Origin of the sequence: Rhodococcus sp. T7, from assembly GCF_009872365.1 — a bacterium.
Taxonomy (GTDB): Bacteria; Actinomycetota; Actinomycetes; order Mycobacteriales; family Mycobacteriaceae; genus Rhodococcus_F.
In genome coordinates this window covers 57977-75980 of record NZ_WXYH01000099.1, presented here as the reverse complement: position 1 = coordinate 75980, position 18004 = coordinate 57977, and the positions used below count along the sequence as shown (strand labels likewise).

Below are 18004 nucleotides of genomic sequence, written 5' to 3'. Positions count from 1 at the left end.
CACCACGGCGCTCACGTGAAGGGGATTCCCCCGGTGACGCCGAGTACTTCTCCAGTGACGTAACTGGATTCGTTCGACGCGAGGAACACGTACGCGGGAGCCAGTTCGGCGGGCTGGCCGGGCCTGCCCAACGGCACGTCCTCGCCGAATTTCCGGTAGCCGTCGGCGGGCATGGTCGCGGGGATCAGCGGCGTCCAGATGGGGCCCGGTGCTACGGCGTTGACCCGTATTCCCCGCTTCGCCACATCGGCGGCGAGTCCCTTGGTGAAGTTGATGATCGCCGCCTTGGTGGTGGCGTAGTCGAGCAGGCCGGGGGAGGGATTCATGCCCTGGATCGACGACGTGTTCACGATGGTCGATCCCGGTTCCATGACCGCGACGGACTTCTTGCACAGCCAGAACAGCGCGTAGAGGTTCGTCCGCAGGACGCGGTCGAACTGCTCGGTGGTGATGTCGGCGATGCCACCCGTTTGCACCATCTGAAACGCCGCGTTGTTCACGAGGATGTCGAGGCCGCCGAGTTCGCGGACCGTCAGGTCCACGAGAGTCTGGCAGTGGTCCTCCGACGTGATGTCCCCGGTCGCGACGACTCCTCGCTGCCCGGCCTCGTCCACCAGTCGCACGGTCTCCCGTGCATCAGGTTCCTCGGCGTCGAGGCAGCTGACCACCACGCCCGCACCCTCACGGGCGAACGCGAGCGCCACGGCCCGTCCGATGCCCGAATCCGCGCCGGTGATCAGGGCCCGGCGGCCCGCGAGGCGGCCGCTACCCCGATAGGTCTTCTCGCCGTGATCCGGCGTGGACACCAGGTCGGCGGTCAGTCCCGGGTGCGGTATCTCCGGTTGATGCTCGCGGTCGGGATCGGGGTACTGCGTGGTGGGATCCTGTCGGGCGTACTGGTCGGCCATTGTCGTATCCCTTTCGTCATTCCCGGTCTGCAGAGACAACTACCGGCGAGCCGGTACGAAGCGCCGAACCGCGCGGATCGCGGCGGGCGGTCGCGCCGGATGCCACACCTCGCGATCGGTGTACGACCAGGCATAGGTCGGGCTGCCGTCGCGAATGCAGTCGAGCAGACGCGGTTCGTCGAGCTCGTCCGCCGACCATTCGTACAGCTGTTGCAGGCGCGGTCCGATCAGGCCGTAGTCCAGCATCTCGCCGAGGTTGTGCTCGGCGGCGACATACGCAGCGACGTCGTCTCCGAGTGGATATCGGTTGGGGAGAACCCGCGAGAGGGAAAGGAAGATCCCGGTCATCGACAGTCGCGGATCGCCGAGCAGGGGTCCTGCCGGCGCGAGCCGCCCGAGCGCCAGACGTGGCGCCGCGACCAAGGCATGGGCGAAGAGAACGCGGAGCAGCACGACGTTGAGAAAGAAGCGCTCGGGACGGCTCTCGGTTTCGGCGAGGTCGCGATGGTCGAGGTAGGCGGAGGCGATGCTCGCGTTGTGGGCTCGGTACCAGGTGCGTGCGGTCGGATCGGCAACGAACAGCATCCACAGGTCGACCGCGTGCGATGACGGCGTCCCTCCCATTCCGCCGCTTCGGGCGACGGCCTCGCACCCGTCGCGCAGCAGTCGCTCGTTGACGGCCCGCCACCAGGGACTCCCGGGTGGCGTCGCCTCGAGCGCGGCCAGCACGCCGCGGCCGACCTGCCAGCGCATGAACGACAGCGCCGCACGGCGAAACGGCAAATGCCGCGGTGCGTTGCCCACCGGACCGTGATACGTGCGGGCACTCAGCTCGAGGCGGGCATCAGGATCGTCACGCACGGCGTGGACCTGGCCGAGTGCCCAGTCTGCGGCGGAACCTCGCGAACTCACCGTCCCATTGTCGGACCCGACGGTCCGGGAGGAAAGGGCTGGACGAGTGGCAAATGGACATCGGGGAGGGGAGTTGTAGCTTTGTCGCGGAGCGTTGTCTCGTTCCGTGGGCAGCGCAGATGTCGGATCCTTGATCATGAGGTTGCCCCGCGAACCACGTGATCGACCGCGACATCGTCTCTCCTCCAAAGGATTCGATGCTTCACGACGATGACTACCCGTCTGACTCTTCCGCGTGAGGCCGGCGCATGCTGGACAGCACTGACGACAGACCCGGTTGGCGGTGCAGAGTTCCCGATTGCGCCCGCCGCACCGGCGAGAGCAGGACGAAGAGGAGGGGTAGGGATGACCGCAGCTCAGGCAGTCTCGATCGCGGTGACGTTCACCTGGCTGGGGATGGTCATCGCGATCTCGTTTCTCGAAGCGCCGCTGAAGTTCCGTGCACCCGGGGTGACGGTGCCGCTCGGGCTGGGGATCGGCCGGCTCGTGTTCCGGGCGCTGAACGTCACCGAAATGGTGTGGGCGGCGGTGCTCGTTGCCGGGCTCCTCATCGAGGGGCCTCCGACCCGGGTGGTGGTGGCGGGCGCGACCGCGATCGCGGTGCTCGTGGTTCAGCTGGTCGGGGTCCGGCCCCGGTTGACGCGTCGATCCGACCGCGTCCTCGCCGGCGAGGACGTCCCGCGTTCTCACGCGCACTACGTCTACATCGGTCTGGAAGTAGTGAAGGTCGTTGCTCTACTGGCGACTGGGGTGTTGCTCCTCGGTGTATGACGGGGTACGTCCCGTCGCGGTGCCGAGTTCGCAGCGTGCCGTGTCCTGCGAGTCGGCGCGTCGAATACCGCCTTCGGTGCACACTGGACTCAGCCACGCCGCCCGGATCGGTGCTCAACCGATATCGCGGGCGGCGGTGCAGGAGGGCGGGATGTTCCACCGCGGCGACCACGTCGTCATCGAAACCCCGACGCTCGACGAGGATCTGCTCGTCGAGCCCGAAGGTCGCCGCCCGTGGGTCGAATTCCTCACGTCCACCCCCGGACGGCTGACCGCGCTGGGAGTCGCGCTCATCGCCGTGGTCATAGCCGCCGGCGTGATCACTTCGGCGGCGGTCGGCGCGCGGCAACAGCGAGTCGAGGTACTGCGCACCCACACCGAGCCCCTGGCGAACGCCGCCCAGACCCTCTACAGCTCGCTGTCGATCGCCGATGCCGCCGCTACGACGTCGTTCATCTCCGGTGGCGAATCGGGTACCGGCGCGGAGCAGTTCACGCAGGCGGTGGGTGATGCGTCGAACGCGCTGGTCACGGCGACCAACGGGGTGTCGTCCCAGGATGCCGAATCGCTGGCACTGTTGTCGGACGTCGTGCGCAACCTCGCCGAGTACTTCAATCTCGTCGCCACGGCTCAAGCGAACGATCGGGCCGGCAACCCGGTCGGGGTGGCATATCTGTCCGATGCCTCCGCGCTCATGCAGGACACCATCCTCCCGTTGGCGGAGCAGCTGTATGTCCGTCAGTCCGACGCGGTCGCCGAGACCCAGACACACACGGCCCAACTTCCCGCGGCCGCGTTCACGGTGACCGCGGCCGCGCTCGTCGCGCTCGTCCTCGCCCAGCTGTACGTGGTGCGGAAGAGCAGGCGCCGGTTCAACCCCGGTCTCGCTGTCGCGACGCTGCTCATGGCGGGGCTCCTGGTCTGGCTGATCGCCGGAAGCCTGGTGTCGACGTCGGCAAGCGAACACGCGAGAACCGAAGGAACACAACCCATCAACACTGTTGCGCGCGCTCGTATCCTGGCGCAGCAGGCCCGCGCCGACGAGACCCTCGCCCTCCTGCAGCGCGGGGCCGACACCCAATCGGAAGTCGATTACACGCGGCACTCCCAGGCGTTGTCCGACGAACTCACCCGGCAGCTGGACAGCTCGCACGGTGACGTCGCCGCGGACGACCTCCGCGACGCCGTGGCGGCCCGCGACGGCTGGCTGGCCGCGCACCGGGACATCGAGATCGCCCTCGAGCGCGGTGACTACCCGACCGCCGCGGCGATCGCCGCCGGCTCCGGCTCCGGCACGTCGGCGGCGAAGTTCGCGGCCATGGACGAGGCCCTGCAGAACGCGATCGACCGACTTCGCGACGACGAGGCAAGCGCCGTGACCGACGCCTATCGGTCGATGTCGTCCTTGGCGATCGGTAGCATGATTATTGGCGTGTCCTGCGGATTCGCCGTCGGCGGGGGTATCTGGCCGCGACTGAACGAGTACCACTGATGACGCAGATGAGGATTTCGAGACCGGGGGCGCGGCCGCGTGCTCGGCACCTCGTCGGCATTCTCGCTGTCGCCGTCCTCGCCGGCTGCGCAGCACCCGACCCGCTCACCCCGACGGTCGCGGGCACGTACACCACACGACCGATGACGAACGGTGCACAGATCATCCCGCCCACGAACAATCCGCCGCCTGCAGGACCGTCCCCCGAGTCGTGCGGAGCGCTCGCGAGCCTGCGGCCCGGCCCGCAGCCCCCGCCCGGGCAGATGCCGCCCGGTGGGTCACTCGCCGAGATCGCGGCGCGCGGCCGGTTGATCGTCGGTGTCGATCAGAACACGAACCCGTTCAGCTTCCGCGACCCGACCACGGGCACCCTGCAGGGTTTCGACATCGACGTGGCGAAGGAGATCACCAAGGACATCTTCGGCGATCCGACAAAAGTCGAATTCCGGTTGCTCACCTCGGCCGGGCGGTTCACGGCACTCGAGCACAACGATGTCGACGTCGTCGTTCACGCCACCGCGATCACGTGCGAACGCGCCCAGCGCGTCGCCTTCTCCACCGAGTACTTCCGCGCCTTTCAGCGAATCATGGTTCCGCGGGGTTCCGATATCACGGGGCCCGCGGACCTGGCCGGAAAACGGGTCTGCACCTTCGTCGACACCACGTCGCTTCCCACCGTCCAACGGGTCGCGCCGGAGGCCACGATCGTCGCGGTCCCCGATTGGGACGACTGCCTCGTCACCATGCAGAAACGGCAGGCCGACGCGACCAGCACCTCCGACTCGCTCCTGGCCGGCCTCGTGTCCCAGGACCCGCATTTTCAGATCGTCGGACCGCCGATGGAGGATGAAGAGCACTGGGGGATCGGTGTCAACAAGTACAAGGACGACATGGTGCGGTTCGTCAACGGCACCCTCGACCGCCTGCGCGCGGACGGCACGTGGATGCGCCTGTACGACCGGTGGCTCGCCGGTTCGCTCGGGCCGATCGCAGGCCCACCCCCGGCTACCTATCGAGATTGAGTGACGGGATCGCCCCACAGTGTCTTCGTCATTGCGCACCCACTAACTAACAATTTAGTCAGACTAGTATGGTCGCAGTTGATTCCCGGCTGGATCGGGGTTGCGATGCGAAAAAAAACGAAAGGGGAAGGCGGAGTGATGCTCAGACGGCGCTTCATCCAGTCGGGTCTGTCCGCGGTCGGTGGGCTGCTGGTAGCGGCCTGCACCGGCCCGGTGTCCTACCTCGAAGGTGGCAGCAGCACCGGTGAGGGTGATCAGCGGATGTGGCGAATGCCCGAGGAGGGCGAACCGCACAAGCGGACCTGGATGGCGTTCGGGGCGAGCGAGGAGATCTGGGGAGCCGAGTTGCTACCGGAGGTCCGCCGCAATCTGGCCACCATCGCTCAAACGATCGCGCAGTTCGAGCCCGTCTCGATGCTCGTGCGCGAGGAGGAACTCGACCTCGCGCGCGGGCTCGTCGGCCCCGCCGTCGAACTGGTAACGGCCCCTCTCGACGACCTCTGGATGCGCGACACCGGCCCCGTGTTCGTCGAGGGCAACGGAACCAGGGCCGGGATCAACTTCAACTTCAACGGCTGGGGCGAAAAGCAGGACTTCGACCGGGACGCGGGAGTGGCGGACGTCGTGACAGGCCACGCCGGCGTCGAATCGTTGCCCACCGACCTCATCCTCGAAGGCGGCGGCATCGAGGTCGACGGCGAAGGAACCGCCATCATCACCGAAAGCTGCGTGCTCAACAACAACCGCAATCCCGGATGGTCCAAGGCGGACGTCGAGGCCGAACTGGGACCGTTGCTCGGGCTCCAGAAGATCATCTGGCTGCCCGGGATCGCGGGAAAGGACATCACCGACGGCCACACCGACTTCTACGCCCGCTTCGCCCGCCCCGGCGTGGTCGTCGCCGGATTCGATCCGGATCCCGAATCGTTCGATCACGACGTGACCACCCGCCACCTCGAAATTCTCGAGAAGGCGGTGGATGCTCGAGGCCGCCCACTCGAAGTCGTGGTACTCGAGGCGCCGGGTTCCGTCCGGCCCGAATTCGAATCAGACGACTTCGCGGCCGGCTACATCAACTTCTACGTCTGTAACGGCGCCGTGATCGCGCCCGAGTTCGGCGACCCCGTGGCGGACGCGGCCGCCAGGGATGAACTCGAACGACTCTTCCCCGACCGTCGTGTGGTGCAGATCAACATCGACGCCATCGCCGCCGGCGGCGGGGGAATCCACTGCACCACCCAGCAGGAGCCCGCGGGCTGATCACGCGGTGCGGCAACCGAGGTCTCCGCGGCGGCCGCACCGCCGCCTTCCCGTAAAGTGAGGTTCCGTGTCCGAACGTCAGACGTTGATTCTGGAAGCAGCCGTCCGTGTGATCGCGCAAAGTGGTGTGCGCGGGCTGCGGATCGAGAAGCTCGCCGCCGAGGCCGGGGTCTCGACCGCCTTGATCTACTACCACTTCCAGGACCGGGCGGGTGTGCTGCGCCGCGCCCTCGAGCACATCAACGAGAGGGCCGAGCGCTACACCACGGAAGCCCTTGCGTCGACGAATCCGCGGACCCAGCTCGAACAGACGCTTCTGCTCGAGATTCAAAACACCCCTTCTGTCCGTGAAAACAGCATCGCCTGGGGCGAACTCCGGGCCACCGCAATCTTCGACGAAGATCTCCGCGACCAACTCCGCGACGCGACCCGCGCCTGGGCAACGGATGTCGAGTCCCTCATCGTCGAGGCGCAGGCCGCCGAACTGGCAGACCCGGACGCCGACCCCGCCGATGCCGCCGAACGACTCACCGCCCTCATCGAGGGGCTGAGCGAACGCTGGCTCAGCGGATCCATCACCCTCGAACGGGCCCAGCAGCTCGCCGCCGGAGCGATCACGGCTGAACTCGGACCCCGACCCTGACGGTGCCGAAAACGCACCCGCCGAACCGTGTGCGGGTGCTCCAGGGTTCCGTTCTTCAGCCCCGTACTTCTTTTCATTTCGGCTGTTCTGCAATGTCATTCACATAGCTGACACACGACCGTGGGATCTTGTCGACCTGCTGAGACAGTGATTATCCGCGGCGACACGATGTTTGCCAGGTGGTGTCCACGACCGAAACGAACCGATTAGTATGCGCAGTTGATGCGACGGACGTCGGTTCGGCACAGGCCCTGTACCGCCGCACGAGTCGTTGCGGTTCCGGGTCGAACGAAGGTGGTTGTGGTGGAGTTTCCGATGCTGTCCAAGGGGCAGAACCTGTCCCTGCCCGCTGATATGGAGCAGATCGACGTGGTGCTCGGGTGGACCGAGTCGGACGTCGAGGTCGACGCGTCGGCGTTGCTGCTCAACGCGGACGGGAAGGTGCGCTCCGACGCCGATTTCGTGTTCTACAACCAGCCGGAGTCCACCGACGGATCGATTCGGTTCCTGGGCACGAGCGGCACCGAGGAAGGTGCGCAGGCGAGGATCGCGATCGACCTGTCCACCGTGCCGGACGATGTGCACACCGTTGCCCTCGGAGGCAGTGTCGCTGCCGGCCAGTTCGGTGATCTCGGCAAACTCGCCCTCCGGGTCGTCGACGGCGCCGGGCACACGCTGGCGGAGTACGTCACTGCCGATGCCACCACCGAGTCGGCCTTCGTGTTCGGCGAGGTGTACCGCCGCAATGGCGACTGGAAGGTTCGGGCGGTCGGGCAGGGCTGGGACTCCGGGCTGGCGGGGTTGGCTACGGATTTCGGAGTCGACATCGACGACGACCCGGACCCCGAACCCGCCGACGCCCCATCCGATCGTGAGAATTCCGACGCAGCGGTGCCTGCCGACTCCGGCACCCCGCAATTGGTGCCCGAGCTGCCCACCACACCGGTCGCACCACGGAAAGCGACGACCCGGGGTGTCCGCACCACCAAGCGGGCGGTGAAGAAGTCGAAGCCACTCGTATTCGGTCTCGCCGAACAGGACACCTGGCAGCCGGCGCGGTTGTTCTCGGTCATCGGTGTCGGCGCGGGTGAGGAGCAGGAGCGGCGTGCCACGTCCGCCCTGATCTCGACCATGCAGGCGGTGCGTCCGTTCGCACGCGCCGTGTGTGCCCGGGTGGGGGCTCCGACGGGCACCTTCGAGGGATACGTGGAGGTGGCGTACGAGCGGGGCGAGACGAAGGTGATTCCCGATGCCGTCCTGAAGGTTTCCCGCGGGAGCAGGGTGTGGACCGGTCTGCTCGAGGTCAAGACCGGCAGCGGCAAGCTGAAGAAGGAGCAACTCGAGAACTATCTCGACGTGGCTCGGAAGAAGAAGTACGACGTGGTGGTCAGCCTGTCGAACGACGTCCCGGCCAGCGCGGGGGAGTTGCCGGTGGAGGTCGATCGGCGCAAGCTCGCCAAGGTCGCTTTACGGCATTTGTCGTGGGCGGAAGTGGCGCACGAGGCACGGATGTTGCTGTCCCATGGCGGAATCGACGACGATCTGCAGGCGTGGGTCCTTGCGGAGTTCCTGCGGTACCTCGACCATCCGCGTTCCGGGGCGGTCGAGTTCGTCGACATGGGCCGGCACTGGGTCACGGTTCGCGACGCGGTCACCGCCGGCACTCTGCGCGCCGGGGACCAGAAAGCCCTCACCGTGGCCGAGACCTGGGTGTCCCTGTCCCGGCATCTCGCACTGCGCCTGACCGCCGAGTTGGGGGTCACCGTCAAACACGTCCTGCCGCGCAGGCACGGCACCGATCCGGTGGCCCGTAACGCGGCGGTTGCCGAGCGGTTGGCGGCCGACGGCGTGTTCGAGGCGGTCTTGCGGATCCCGGAGACTGCCGGTGATCTGGTGGTGATCGCGGATGTGCGGACCAACAAGATCCGCTGCCGCACCACGGTCGAGGCGCCGAACGAGGGAACCTCCGGTCGCCGGCTGTCGTGGCTGCTCAAGCAGCTCAAGGACGTCCCCGGCGACGTTCAGGTGGAGGCGGTGTTCTCCGAGCGCGGGAACGAAGCCTGCGAGCACATCGAGGCGGTGCGGGCCGATCCGAAAGTGCTGACCGCCGGTAGGTCCGGGGACATCGTGTCCTTCTGTCTCGAACAATCGTTCCCGATGGGCGGCCGAAGGTCGGGAACGGCGGCGAGTTTCATCAGCAGCGTGACGTCCTCCGCGGACGCGTTCTACGGGACGGTGGTGCAGCAACTACGGGAATGGGTGCCGGCTGCACCCAAACAGACCGAGCAGCCGAGGACTGCAGAACCCGAAGACGAATAGCGGTCGGCCGACGTGTGGTGGGCCTCGAGCTCACAGCGTCGGCCGGTCCAGCGGCCGTGGGAGCGGCGCGAGTGCGCGGGCGTCCCGCAGCCGTTCGTACGCACGAACCACCGTGTCGATGTCACCCGACGCGGCGATGCGCAGAAGCACGCTGCCGTCCGAAACGGCCTGACGGCTCGCGTCCAGGCTGTCGGGTATCAGGGCGGCGCGGGTCGGGCACAGGTAACCGAACCGGCCGACGACAGGATCGCCGACGACGAATCCGGCGTCGTCCTCGACGGCATCGAGGATGTCGTCGTCGGTCCCGGTCGCCGAAATCCGGCATCCGGCGCACACGCGGTATCCGGTCCCGACGCGTGCACCTGCCTCCACTCGCCTCCTCCTTGTCCCGCGAGTATCGTCCCCCGCCGAGATCGGCGAGCGTACCTGCGGGCACAGTGTATTCGCGATTCCTGTCGTGCGACCGAACGCCGAATACGAGTGTCCACTCAACGAGCGCCGAAGTTCGGTGCCTCCGTTGGTCCTTCGCCGATCGCCGCGAGTAGAGCATCGGCTCGTTTCACCTGGCGATGCATCCCGAACGCGTCGACAAGTAACAAAACAGCCGACCCGGCGAACAGCCATGTGAGGAGTGAGCCACCCTCGTCGGCGAAGTCGGTGAGCGCGACGAATGACATGATGAGACCAGCGGCAAGCATTACCCAGCGGCCCCGGGTGATCGACTGTCGGTTCTCCACCAGTCGCGTTCGCCATGACCCGATGTCTGCGTCCGGGGGCAGCGCGCCGTCGCTGATCGCCGTCGACACCTCACGTTTCGCGGCCAGTCGTGGACTGCGACCGCTTCTGATCAGCCAGAGCGGCACGACATATGCGGCGACGGCGCCCACCGCGCCACCGACAATCACGATGATCGGATCCATGGATTCCTCGCTGGATAGATGTTATTGGCAACAACAGGATCCGCCGGATCTCCCGCGCATCGAAACGCATCCTAGGGCTGGAAATCGACCCCCTTCGGCTTGGAGAGGACCCCGTTGTTGAGGGCGAGAGTGACGAGTCGGGAGCGTTTCTGATTCTGAGGGAGGTCCTCGATCTCGAATGTGCAGAAGAGGGCACGAAGATGGGTCTTGACCGTTTCGGTGCTCAGGTGCAGAGCGTCGGCAATCTGCCGATTCGATGCCGGGATGGGGTGGTCGGTGCCGTCGTGGAACGGCCGGCACAGTTCGGTGAGGACGGTGCGTTGTGCGGGCGTAAGAATGATGTCGGAGTCGAGGGTGTTCCCGATGTGGGTGATGCCGCAGTCCGTACCCGGCTCCCCGTGGTAGTTGAGGATGCTCTCGCCGACTTGGATGACGTCTCCGGGGTGCAGTGTCCGGCGCCCTTGCAGGCGGGTGCCGTTGACGAAGGTGCCGTTGCGGGAGAGTCCGTCGTCGGTGATGGTCCAGTGGATGCCGATGCGTTCGATGGTCGCGTGCAGGCGGGAGATGTCCGGGTCGGTGGGCAGCGACAGGTCGGCGTACGAGGAGCGGCCGATGACGATCGGGGAGTGGTCCGGGATGAGCGTCATCTCGTCGGTGTGCCCGCGGTCGGTGTACGACAGAACAGAGTCCGTCACTGGGAGTTCCCCTTTCGGAGTGCGCCTGTCGAGGCAGTGCGTTGCTGGGGTCCGTCGGTCGGCGGGTCGCTGTAGTTGGTTGACGTCATGGTGTGCTTTCTGCCGGTTCCTCCATCGTGGCGCGAAGGGTCGGGTCGTGTTAGACCCCCTGGGGGTGGTGTCCGGCCACCCCCGAATCGAGTCGGCGAGTGGTAGGGACCGCGACGGATCGTGGCGTCAGTCGGAGGCCTTGCGCTCGAGGCATTCGCGTGCCACGCTCATACACATGACTATTGGAAAGGCGGACTCCGCCACAATCGCGTGAGCGCCGCATCGCTTCGCTCGGTGGTTCGACACCGACCGACATTCACCGCCCACCCTGATCCCTCCGCCGAATTCATGCCCGGGTTCGAAGCTGTGCGTGACGTATGGCTCGGGCACGGGCTGCGCGCCTGGCCTTCCGATCGCACGACGGCGGAATCTGCCGTCGAAACACTGTATCGGCGAGCAGGATTCCGCGAACCGGAGTTCGTCTGGGTGCCGTCACCCCCAGCCGGATCGGACCTGATCGCCACCGAGGGATTGGCGACGACGCTGTCGTTTGCCGGCGACGGAGTAGCGTGCGTCTCCGCCCGAATAGCGACGATGTTGTCGGAATCGCGCAGACGCATGGACACACTGATCGCCCGAGGCAGATCAGACTGGCCGCACGAACGTCGGGCCATCGAGACCGCGCGAACCCAATCGCCCGACGACTCTGCCCGCGTCGGCATCAGCCCCAACGCAATCATCCGAGCCGCCGTGTGGGATTCATTGCGCACGAGCCTTTTCGACGGGGTTGCAGCTGCGATCCGAACATTGATGCCCGCCGTCGTCGGTGGGGTGAGCTGGTATGGGCAGCAAGAAGCGCATCGGGTCGCGTGCTACGACACGTACCGCCGGTTCGGGCTCGCCAGGTTCCGCTCCGACGATGTCGAGCTGCTCGACCTCCATACCGCCCTGACCGGCGCGACCGGGTGGTGGTGGGCGTTCGACAATGTGTGCGTCATGGCGGAACGCCCCACCGCCCTTCATGCCGAGTCCATACCGGGCCGTGTACACAACGAACGCCGATTGCACCACCCGGATGCGCCTGCGCTCGAATTCGAGGACGGTCGTTTACTTTTCGCGGATCACGGGACCATCGTGCCCGACTGGGTGGTTCTGGAGCCCACCGTCGAACGCATCGCACGCGAACGCAATGTCGAGGTCCGCCGATGCGCGATCGAGCGCATCGGATGGGACACCTACATCGCCGAGGCCGGGCTCGCGCTGATCGACCGAGTCGACGATCCCGGCAACGTCGGTCACACGCTGCAGCTTTACGTGATATCGGACGGCTGGGGCCGTAGCGATCACATCCTGCTCGCCGTCAATGGTTCTCCCGAACGCGACGGACGTCGGCGACGATACGGGATCTATGTGCCGACACGGATTTCGTCGGCATTGGAGGCCGCCGCCTGGACCTACGGCATCGACGGCACCGACTACGCCCATCTCGTTCGTCGAACCTGAAACCCGAAACCCATAACTCCAGAGGTGATTCGCATGAATTCGATCATGACCCTGTCCGATCTCACCGCCCTGACCGGCCTCGATGTCTTCGACTATCTCGACCAGGAAGTATCAGTACCCGTCATCGACGGTATGCAGGCCCAGGGCGACCTCCTTGTGATCCCGTATCCCATTGTCGCCGACGTCGTCACGCCCGGTCCGTGGACGCGATCGGAGAACGTACCGCTGTCGGGAGTGGAGTTGCTGCGGAGCGCGGCGGGCGGAAACCCGCACAGCCTCGTCGCCGACGAAGGCATGTGCATGTGGTCGACGCCGGTGAACGACCCCCGGCGCCTCGCACTCGGCATCCTCGACACCCGCGTCACCGCCTACCTCATCCACCCCGAGCACGGAGCCACCGGCATCGCCCCCGGCCGGTACGTCATCGGGCGACAGCGGGAACGGGGCGTCGGTCGGCTCTTCGAGCGGACACAGTTCGTCGTCGATTGACGTCCGAGATTCCATCCGATTCGGCTCTTCCTGTCACCCCTTCGCCGAATGGGCTCCGGTCATGACGGCCGCGAGGTCGTCCGGTTCGAGGAACGACGGAGGCGGCGGCGGTCCCCAGGCGTAGAGGCCCTGCAGTCCGTGCAGCACCTCCGGGGACCACAGTTCGTCCTCGGGGACGGTGTCCATGTCGGAGTAGTACTCGGAGAAGTTCCCGGCCGGGTCCTCGAGATACCAGAAGAAGTTCGCGCCCGCATAATGCCTGCCGAGACCCCAGATGTGGCGTTCGGGGTTGCCGTCGAGCATGGTGTGGGCGCCGCGGCCGACCTCGTCGATGTCGTCGACCTGCCAGCTGGCGTGGTGCATGAAGTCCACCGGTGCGGCCATGACGAGGACGTTGTGGTGTTCGACGGAGCAGCGCAGGAACGCAGCCTTGTCGCCCATGTAGTCGCTGACCTTGAATCCGAGACCGTGAACACACCCTTTCCGCGATGTCGAGCCCGAGTCGGCGTAGTAGGCGATGGTCGAGGCCGGGCGCACACACGGCCTGACGACCCTGTGCCTAAGCGCCCCGGATCAGAAGCATTTATGGTTGTGAGGTGGGAACCAGCAGGCGGGCGGCACGGGTCGACGACGTGCACGAATTGGCTCTCGGCATGCCGCACGTCACCGTCACCCACGGCCCCGGAGACAATCCCGTCTACCAGGTCGGGGGCAAGTCGTTCGTGTTTTTCCGCAATCCCCGACCCGATGCGACGGACCCCGACACCGGGGAACGCTACGACGACGTGATCGTGTTCTGGGTGCCGTCCGAAGCCGACAAGCAGGCGCTGGTCCGCGACCGCGCGACACCGTTCTTCACCACCCCACACTTCGACGGCCACCTGTCGGTGCTCTTGAGGGGGAGCCGTATCGGTGAGTTGTCCCGGCAAGAATTGGCGGAGCTCGTTCAGGATGCGTGGCTCTCGCGCGCGTCGGCGCGCAGACAAGCGACCTGGCTCGGAACACACCCTCCCGGGTGACCCAGGATCCGGCGTCGATCGGACTGTGCAATCGGTTCCGCCGCGTAGGTCGGGCGCAATAGTGTGGAAACCGGCGGGGTCGGGCCGTCCAGGCAACCGATCCCGCGTCCGGATCGGGTGAGAGGCTGACCATGTCGGGTCGGACTGCGAATGCCAGGCGGATGTCGTTGCGGACGTTGCTGTGGCTGGCGATCGGGATCCTCGTGGCCCTGTTCGCCGTTTCCGCCGCGGTTTCCGTGTACGGGAGACTGGTGGTTCGTGCGTCCGAGAACGTGCTCTCCGAGCGCCTCCTGCCTGCGCAGAATGCCGTGTCGGATCTGACGACCGCCTATGTGGACCAGGAGACCGGGCAGCGCGGCTACGTGCTGACCGGTGATCCCAGTTTCCTCGAACCGTACGACGCAGGCAGGGACGCCGCGGCCGCGTCCCTGTCGGATCTGAACGCGCTGCTTGCCGGCGACGCCAAGGCTTCGGCAACGCTGGACGCGGTCGTCGAGGCGGCGAACACCTGGACCGCTCAGGCCAGTGAGCCGGAGATCCTCGCTCGTCGCAATAACGAGATAGCGGACGAGCAGGTCGTGGCCATGACTGCCACGGGCAAGGAATTGTTCGACGGGCTGCGCTCACAGCTTCAGGACCTCGATGCCCTGACGGATGAACGGGTGACCGAACAGGTCGATCGGGTTCGCTCGGCGCAGGTCTTGGCAAATGTCGCGACCGCCGTCGCGTTCGTTCTCGCGATCGGCACCGCGATAGCCGCCCTCTATCTGACGCGACGATTGCTGACCCGGCCGATCGATCGTCTCGTCGCCGATATCGGCGCGGTTGCCGAGGGCGACTACGAGCGGGAAATCGGCACCGACGGGCCGAGGGAAGTCTCGATGATCGGCGGCGCCGTCGACACCATGCGGACCAGTCTGCTCACCCAGAACCGGCTCCTCGTGCGGGCGGAACACGAACGAACCCGCCACGACGAACAGACCCGGATGGCGGCTGATCTGCACGACCTGACAATTCAGCGCGTGTTCGGGCTCGGGCTTGCATTGACCTCCCTGGCTCGACGGCATCCCCGCCTCGCCACGGATCTGGATCCGCTGATCGACGAAACCGACAGCATCGTTCGCGGATTGCGGGCGGTCATCTTCGACCTTCAGATCGGTGCGACCGGGCTGTCGAACGGGACCGCGAGTTTGAGTGCCGCGGTCGGTGAGATCGTCGAGAGCAGTACGGCCGCACTCGGTTTCACTCCCGACGTATGCCTGGACGGGCCGGTCGACCAGTTCTCGGGCCACGACGCCGATCCGGAACTTCAGGCGGTGCTGCGCGAGGCCCTGAGCAACGTTGCCCGGCACGCCCATGCGACGTCGTGCCGTGTCCTGGTCGCCGCCGACGACGACCGTCTGGCGCTGAGCGTGACCGACGACGGTACCGGCATGGGCGCGGACGTCGTCCGGGGGCACGGGCTGGCGAACAACTGCAACCGAGCCGCGCAACTCGGCGGTCGTGCTGTCATCCGCGACGGCGCGCCGGGGACAGTGGTCGAGTGGGAAGTGCCCGCGTCCTGATTGCGATGGCTAGGCAGACCACTCGACCAACGGTGGACGCACTGCAGCGCACAGGGGGTGCCCGCGGGCGTCGGTGAGTCCGAGTCGCGCGGTGATGCGCCCGGCCGACGCCGCCGTGTCCGCGGTGGCCCGCTCGACCCCGTCCCACATCAACTTCGCCCGCCGGAACATGTCGAATCCACCGTCTTCGGCGACTGACCCCCACGACAGGTAGACGAAGCGCCCGCCGGGACGGCCCTGTACGTACGGCCCGGTGATGTCGAGGCCCGTCGGCGTCGGGGTCGTCTTGCACTCGAGAACCCAGCGGGCCGTGGTCGCGTCCCCGGGATGCAGGTTGAGAAGATCGCCGGGAGCGCCGCGGCGCTGCACGGCCACGTGGATGTTGTCGTAGCCGGGGAAATCGGCCCCCGGCGGGCACGACGATCCGGGAAGGTCGGTCGCCTCGATCACGAGTTGCACCAGTCCATCCAACCACCCGTGAAAACCTCTGTGCGGGCGGTCGAAGAGTGGGTGGCGCACCAAGTTCGCCCCGCTGCGGTGAGTTTTCCCGTCACCTCCGGTCTGTACTGGTGTGAGGACCCACGAAGCGTGTTGGAGCGGACAATATGCCGCGCTTCACCGCCGGCAGGCATTTCAGGCCGGCGGTCTGCAGCTTCCTGAACAACAAGGAGAAATCTCATGACCACGACACCTCCCGCCACCGGAGCGTCCGACGCGACATCCGCGCGCACGGACGGAACGACGAAGAAGGCCCGCGTTGCGGGGCTGATCGTCAGCGCACTCGCGGTGCTGTTTCTCCTGTTCGACTCGCTCATCCACATCGCGAACACCCAGATGGTGCGTGAAGCGATGGCAGACCTGGGCTTCGCCGAGAACCTCAACCGCGTGATCGGGGTCGTTCTGCTGGTGTGCCTGATTCTCTACATCGTGCCCGTCACCTCGATCCTGGGCGCCGTGCTGCTCACCGGATACCTCGGTGGAGCGGTCGCTACCAACATGCTCACCGAGCAGCCGATCGTCAGCACCACCCTGTTCCCGATCTATGTCGGCATCTTCGTGTGGGGCGGGCTATACCTCCGTGACCCGTTGGTGCGCTCGATCATGCCCGTTCGACGCGCCTGAACCATCCGCGCGGCGACTCGTGACGACGAGTCGCCGCGCCTATTCTGGTGCGACGTCGTACGTTCGAGCCAAAGGACGCCTCATGGGTGGTGTGCGGTTCCGGTCCCCGTCGACGGGACGCAGTATTCGTGCCGTGCTGTTCGATACGTTCGGCACCGTCGTCGACTGGCGCACCGATATCGCCTCCGCTGTGGCGGGCTACGCGGAACGCCATCGGCTCGAGTTGGACGCAGCCGCGTTCGCCGACCGGTGGCGGGACCGCTACCAGCCGTCGATGGAACCCATCCGGTCCGGCGCCCGCGAGTTCGTGACGCTCGATACCCTGCACCGCGAAAACCTCGACGCCGCGCTCCTCGAATCGGGCATCGACCCCACGGATCACGACCCCGGAGAGCTGGACCAGCTCTCGCGCACATGGCACGAGCTCACTCCGTGGCCTGACAGCGTGCCCGGTCTCACCGCAATCCGGTCCGACTACATCATCGGTCCGCTCTCGAACGGCAACACTTCTCTGCTGCTCGACATGGCGAAGAATGCCGGAATCCCGTGGGATGTCATCATCGGCTCCGATATAAACCGGATCTACAAGCCGCATCCCCGGGCTTATCTGCACACCGCACAATTTCTCGGCCTCAACCCCGGCGAAGTCATGCTCGCGGCCGCACACAACGGCGACCTCGAGGCCGCGCAGGCTGCGGGACTGGCGACAGCGTTCATTCTCCGGCCCCTCGAACACGGACCCGACCAGACCACCGATCTCGCGCCCACGGGTAGCTGGGACATTTCGGCGCCCGGTATCACCGATCTCGCAGTACAGCTCGGCTCGGCATCGCCCGGGTAATTCGGCACGTGTCAGGTAATCCTTGACGTCCATGCCAGCAGCTGTCAGGCTTGTCCTGACAGAAGGGGAGATCGACATGGAACTCGTCGAACGTGCCGTCAGTGCCGATATCGACGCCGCCGCACGCGCCGTGATCACGGCTGCGGCAGCCGAAGCGAGCCGTTTCGCCGACGAAATCATTGGCACGGGGCCGCTTCCCGGCACGGCGGAATGGGATGCCGAGCAGAACACGAACATTCCGAACCAGCGCACCCTGGCCTGGCATCTGTTGAGTCTTCGCATCCAGCTGGCCGCCGGGCTGGACGGCATCGAAACCGTTCTCGGACTGCGCTTTCAGGGCGCGACGTGGGCAACGATCGGGAAGGCCGCCGGAATGACCCGGCAGTCGGCGCACGAGCGATGGGGCGCCCGCACGACAGCCCTGCTCGACCCGATGGGGACCGGCCTTCCGCAGACAGTTGCCGACGATGATCCCGAGGTCGCCCGGTAATTG

18 protein-coding genes and 2 pseudogenes are annotated in these 18004 nt (G+C 66.3%); 13 read left to right on the top strand and 7 right to left on the bottom strand.

Annotated elements, in window-relative coordinates:
- Window positions 1-11 precede the first annotated feature (11 nt).
- The gene (locus tag MLGJGCBP_RS12290; RefSeq protein WP_160095874.1) at window positions 12-908 is read right to left on the bottom strand and encodes an SDR family oxidoreductase; all 897 of its coding nucleotides are present in this window, start codon (window positions 906-908) and stop codon (window positions 12-14) included.
- A gap of 39 nt (window positions 909-947) precedes the next feature.
- Entirely contained in the window at window positions 948-1820 is an 873-nt protein-coding gene (locus MLGJGCBP_RS12285; protein WP_160095872.1) for a hypothetical protein, read from the bottom strand.
- A 345-nt stretch (window positions 1821-2165) separates the two neighbouring features.
- On the opposite strand from MLGJGCBP_RS12285, the gene MLGJGCBP_RS12280 reads away from it, so the two are divergent.
- The 6 genes from MLGJGCBP_RS12280 to MLGJGCBP_RS12255 all read left to right on the top strand — a co-directional run bounded on the left by MLGJGCBP_RS12280 (window position 2166) and on the right by MLGJGCBP_RS12255 (window position 9327).
- Window positions 2166-2591, top strand: coding sequence for a hypothetical protein (locus tag MLGJGCBP_RS12280; RefSeq protein WP_160095870.1), 426 nt, complete (start codon window positions 2166-2168; stop codon window positions 2589-2591).
- A gap of 151 nt (window positions 2592-2742) precedes the next feature.
- Window positions 2743-4083, top strand: coding sequence for a hypothetical protein (locus MLGJGCBP_RS12275; protein WP_236581051.1), 1341 nt, complete (start codon window positions 2743-2745; stop codon window positions 4081-4083).
- A complete protein-coding gene (locus MLGJGCBP_RS12270) occupies window positions 4083-5105 on the top strand; it encodes a glutamate ABC transporter substrate-binding protein (RefSeq protein ID WP_160095868.1) in 1023 nt (340 codons plus the stop codon). Before MLGJGCBP_RS12275 ends, MLGJGCBP_RS12270 begins: the two co-directional genes overlap by 1 nt.
- 138 nt (window positions 5106-5243) lie before the next feature.
- On the top strand, window positions 5244-6365 hold the full coding sequence (locus tag MLGJGCBP_RS12265) for an agmatine deiminase family protein (protein WP_160095866.1): 1122 nt from the start codon (window positions 5244-5246) through the stop codon (window positions 6363-6365).
- 67 nt (window positions 6366-6432) lie between these two features.
- Window positions 6433-7008, top strand: coding sequence for a TetR/AcrR family transcriptional regulator (locus MLGJGCBP_RS12260; RefSeq protein ID WP_160095864.1), 576 nt, complete (start codon window positions 6433-6435; stop codon window positions 7006-7008).
- Between the two features lie 303 nt (window positions 7009-7311).
- Window positions 7312-9327, top strand: a complete 2016-nt coding sequence (locus MLGJGCBP_RS12255) for a TerD family protein (protein WP_160095862.1) — start codon at window positions 7312-7314, stop codon at window positions 9325-9327.
- A 30-nt stretch (window positions 9328-9357) separates the two neighbouring features.
- On the opposite strand, the pseudogene MLGJGCBP_RS12250 reads toward MLGJGCBP_RS12255, so the two are convergent.
- The 3 genes and pseudogenes from MLGJGCBP_RS12250 to MLGJGCBP_RS12240 all read right to left on the bottom strand — a co-directional run.
- Window positions 9358-9649: pseudogene (locus MLGJGCBP_RS12250) on the bottom strand (hypothetical protein); the annotation flags it as partial.
- Between the two features lie 166 nt (window positions 9650-9815).
- A complete protein-coding gene (locus MLGJGCBP_RS12245) occupies window positions 9816-10247 on the bottom strand; it encodes a hypothetical protein (RefSeq protein WP_143543056.1) in 432 nt (143 codons plus the stop codon).
- A 71-nt stretch (window positions 10248-10318) separates the two neighbouring features.
- Window positions 10319-10894, bottom strand: coding sequence for an FHA domain-containing protein (locus MLGJGCBP_RS12240; protein WP_442972094.1), 576 nt, complete (start codon window positions 10892-10894; stop codon window positions 10319-10321).
- Between the two features lie 348 nt (window positions 10895-11242).
- Between MLGJGCBP_RS12240 and MLGJGCBP_RS12235 the strand changes: the two genes are divergently transcribed.
- Both MLGJGCBP_RS12235 and MLGJGCBP_RS12230 read left to right on the top strand, forming a co-directional pair.
- The gene (locus MLGJGCBP_RS12235) at window positions 11243-12475 is read left to right on the top strand and encodes a DUF6745 domain-containing protein (RefSeq protein ID WP_160095858.1); all 1233 of its coding nucleotides are present in this window, start codon (window positions 11243-11245) and stop codon (window positions 12473-12475) included.
- Between the two features lie 33 nt (window positions 12476-12508).
- Window positions 12509-12964 carry a hypothetical protein gene (locus MLGJGCBP_RS12230; RefSeq protein WP_160095856.1) on the top strand — a complete coding sequence of 152 codons (456 nt, stop codon included), beginning with the start codon at window positions 12509-12511 and terminating at the stop codon, window positions 12962-12964.
- A 33-nt stretch (window positions 12965-12997) separates the two neighbouring features.
- Here the strand turns inward: MLGJGCBP_RS12230 and MLGJGCBP_RS12225 are convergent.
- Window positions 12998-13438, bottom strand: a pseudogene (locus tag MLGJGCBP_RS12225) (VOC family protein); the annotation flags it as partial.
- A gap of 179 nt (window positions 13439-13617) precedes the next feature.
- On the opposite strand from MLGJGCBP_RS12225, the gene MLGJGCBP_RS12220 reads away from it, so the two are divergent.
- Both MLGJGCBP_RS12220 and MLGJGCBP_RS12215 read left to right on the top strand, forming a co-directional pair.
- Window positions 13618-13983, top strand: a complete 366-nt coding sequence (locus MLGJGCBP_RS12220) for an MmcQ/YjbR family DNA-binding protein (protein ID WP_160095925.1) — start codon at window positions 13618-13620, stop codon at window positions 13981-13983.
- A 131-nt stretch (window positions 13984-14114) separates the two neighbouring features.
- Window positions 14115-15548, top strand: a complete 1434-nt coding sequence (locus tag MLGJGCBP_RS12215) for a sensor histidine kinase (RefSeq protein ID WP_160095854.1) — start codon at window positions 14115-14117, stop codon at window positions 15546-15548.
- 9 nt (window positions 15549-15557) lie between these two features.
- Here MLGJGCBP_RS12215 and MLGJGCBP_RS12210 read toward each other — a convergent pair whose 3' ends face one another.
- Entirely contained in the window at window positions 15558-16007 is a 450-nt protein-coding gene (locus MLGJGCBP_RS12210; protein ID WP_201453041.1) for a DUF5990 family protein, read from the bottom strand.
- A gap of 219 nt (window positions 16008-16226) precedes the next feature.
- Here MLGJGCBP_RS12210 and MLGJGCBP_RS12205 point away from each other — a divergent pair, with 219 nt between their 5' ends.
- The 3 genes from MLGJGCBP_RS12205 (at window position 16227) to MLGJGCBP_RS12195 (ending at window position 18001) form a co-directional block, all read left to right on the top strand.
- The gene (locus MLGJGCBP_RS12205; protein ID WP_087557514.1) at window positions 16227-16670 is read left to right on the top strand and encodes a DoxX family protein; all 444 of its coding nucleotides are present in this window, start codon (window positions 16227-16229) and stop codon (window positions 16668-16670) included.
- 82 nt (window positions 16671-16752) lie between these two features.
- Window positions 16753-17511, top strand: a complete 759-nt coding sequence (locus MLGJGCBP_RS12200; protein ID WP_160095852.1) for a haloacid dehalogenase type II — start codon at window positions 16753-16755, stop codon at window positions 17509-17511.
- Between the two features lie 76 nt (window positions 17512-17587).
- Window positions 17588-18001 (top strand): hypothetical protein, encoded by a 414-nt coding sequence (locus MLGJGCBP_RS12195; protein ID WP_160095850.1) that lies wholly within the window; start codon window positions 17588-17590, stop codon window positions 17999-18001.
- Window positions 18002-18004: the final 3 nt, after the last annotated feature.